Consider the following 2,711-nt stretch of genomic DNA (forward strand, 5'->3'; position numbering starts at 1 on the left):
GCGCGCCACCGCCAGCGACCAGGGCGCCGCCTACTCGGTGGGCATCAACGTGCCGCGCGTGTTCTCGCTGTCGTGGGTGGTGTCGGCCATGCTGGCGGCCGTCTCCGGGATCATCGTCGGCTCGATCGGCGGCATCTCATCCTCCATGGGCGTGTTCGGCCTGTCGGTGCTGGTGGTGGTGATCGTCGGCGGGCTCGACAGTGTGCTGGGCGCGCTGGTGGCGGGCGTGGTCATCGGCCTGGTCGAGGCGCTCGCCGGCGCCTACCTGGGGGGCGAATACAAGCTGCTCGCCACCTTCCTGGTGCTGGTCACCATCCTGATGGCGCGGCCCTACGGCATGTTCGGCACGCGCGAGATCGAACGTCTCTGAGGCCTGGCCCATGCGCATCGGAACCTTCAAGGAAAGCTACACCGCGGACGCCGCGCTGTTCGATTCGCGCACGCAGCACGCCTGGCTGGCGATCGCGGGCGCGCTGCTGCTGCTCTTTCCCTTCGTCGCCAGCGACTACTGGCTCTACATGGCCTGCCTGGTGGCGATCAACGTCGCCAGCGCCACCGGGCTGAACATCCTGACCGGCTACACCGGGCTGGTGAGCCTCGGCCAGGCGGCCTTCATGGGCCTGGGCGCCTACACGGTGGCGATCATGCAGGCGCGCTGGGGCACGCCGCTGCTGCTCAACCTGCTCGGCGGCGGCTTCGTCGCCATGCTGGGCGGCATGGTGGTCGGGATCCCCTCGCTGCGCGTCAAGGGGCTGTATCTGGCGATCGTCACCATCGCCGCCTCCTTCATCGCGCATTTCCTGTTCGCCAACTTCCAGATCACCGGCGGCACCGCCGGCCTGTCGATGCAGCCCGGGCGCATCCTCGGCATCGACCTGGACACCTCGTTTCGGCTGTACTGGCTGATCGTGCCGGTGATGCTGCTGATGCTGCTGGGCGCGGCCAATCTGTTTCGCACGCGCATCGGCCGCGCCTTCATCGCCATCCGCGACCGCGACATCTCGGCCGAGGTGCTGGGCATCCCGCTGCTCAGGTACAAGCTGCTGTCCTTCGGCCTGTCGTCCTTCTACGCCGGCGTGGCGGGCGGCCTGTGGGCCTACTTCTTCCGCGTGGTCACGCCCGAGAGCTTCCCGCTGTCGATGTCGATCTTCTTCCTGGCGGCGATCATCGTCGGCGGCATGGGCTCGATCCTGGGCGGCATCCTGGGCGCGGTCTTCATGACCATGGTGCCCGAGCTGCTCAAGCTGGTCGTCGACCTGCTGCCCGGCAGCGCCGACCTGGCGGTGTTCCTCTCGCCGGTGCGCCTGGTGGTGTTCGGCGCCCTGATCATCGGCTTCCTGGTGTTCGAGCCCCTGGGCCTGGCGGAGATGTGGCGCCGCACGCGGCGCTTCTTCCACCTCTGGCCCTTCCGCAACTGACGGCCCCGGCCGCCCCCTTTCCCCCGCAACGACACGCAGACCCCCCAAGGAGACAACCATGGACCACCCGACCCAGCTTTCCCCCCGCCGCCGCAGCCTGATGCTGGGCGCCGCGGCCGCCGGCGCGGCCAGCCTCATGCAGCCGCTGTCCGTGCTGGCGCAGACCGGCGAGGACATCGTCATCGGCGGCTCCATCCCCATGACCGGCGTCTTCGCCTTCGCCGGCGTGGGCATCAACGCCGGCATCCAGGACTACGTGAAGATCGTCAACGACGCCGGCGGCATCGCCGGGCGCAAGGTGCGCTACGTGCCGGAAGACACGGGCTACAAGGTGGACGTGTCGGTTGCCGCCTTCAAGAAGATCACCAGCCAGAACAAGGTCCACCTCTACTACGGCGACTCCACCGGCTTTGCCAAGACCATCAACCCCGAGCTGGAGAGGAACGGCAACATCCTGATGGCGGGCGCCTCGTTCGCCACCGAGCTGAACGACCCGAAGAAGTACCCGCACCAGTTCCTGGTCGGGCCCGACTACACCGAGATGTTCGGCATCCTGCTGCGCCACATCGCCAAGGAAAAGCCCGGCGCCAAGGTGGCCTTCGTCTATTCCGACTCCGAGTTCGGGCGCGACCCCATCGACTCCAGCGAGGCGCTGGCCAAGCAGCTGGGCCTGTCGGTGCCCGTGAAGATCATGACGCCCGCCGGCAGCGTGGACGTCTCCACCGAGGTCATCAAGCTGCGCCGCGCCGCGCCCGACTACACCATCTTCCACGGCTACATCCTGGCGCCCATCCCCGAGTTCATCACCCAGGGCAAGCAGCAGGGCATGAAGTCCAAGTGGATGGGCACCTTCTGGACCATGGACAGCTCCACCGTCATGAAGATGGGCCCGGACGGCGACGGCTTCATGGGCGTGATGCCGTTTCGCTACTACTACGACACGGAAAAAGCCCCCATGCTGGAGAAGATCCGCGCCATGCGCCCGGAGTACCAGAGCACGGCCTACACCCAGGGCTTCATCGCCACCATGCTGTTCCTGGAGTCGGCCAAACGCTGCCTGGAGGCGAACAAGCCGCTCAACGGCGACAACCTGAAGGCCGCGCTGAACTCCATCAAGGACTTCGACACCGGCGGGCTGATCGGCGTGCCGATCACGATTTCCGGCAACTCCATCCCTGTAGGCCGCGTCTACCGCGCCGACATGAAGGCGCAGAAGATGGTCGCCGTGTCCGACTGGATCCAGCTCTGAGCTGAGGACCACGGCCCTGCCGCGCCGGACGCGGCGGGGCCGCC

At 67.4% G+C, this 2,711-nt stretch carries 3 protein-coding genes; all 3 read left to right on the forward strand.

The genetic code is table 11. The features are described 5' to 3' along the window. The coding region (locus A612_RS06605) for an ABC transporter permease subunit (RefSeq protein WP_019373721.1) at positions 1-370 on the forward strand (370 nt) is incomplete at its 5' end. 10 nt (positions 371-380) lie between these two features. Beyond that, positions 381-1,418 (forward strand): branched-chain amino acid ABC transporter permease, encoded by a 1,038-nt coding sequence (locus A612_RS06610; RefSeq protein WP_019373722.1) that lies wholly within the window; start codon positions 381-383, stop codon positions 1,416-1,418. A gap of 58 nt (positions 1,419-1,476) precedes the next feature. Beyond that, complete coding sequence (locus A612_RS06615) at positions 1,477-2,667, forward strand: ABC transporter substrate-binding protein (RefSeq protein ID WP_019373723.1); 1,191 nt, start codon at positions 1,477-1,479, stop codon at positions 2,665-2,667. Positions 2,668-2,711: the final 44 nt, after the last annotated feature.

Source organism: Melaminivora alkalimesophila (assembly GCF_000282995.1).
In the GTDB taxonomy this organism is placed as follows: Bacteria; Pseudomonadota; Gammaproteobacteria; order Burkholderiales; family Burkholderiaceae_C; genus Melaminivora; species Melaminivora alkalimesophila.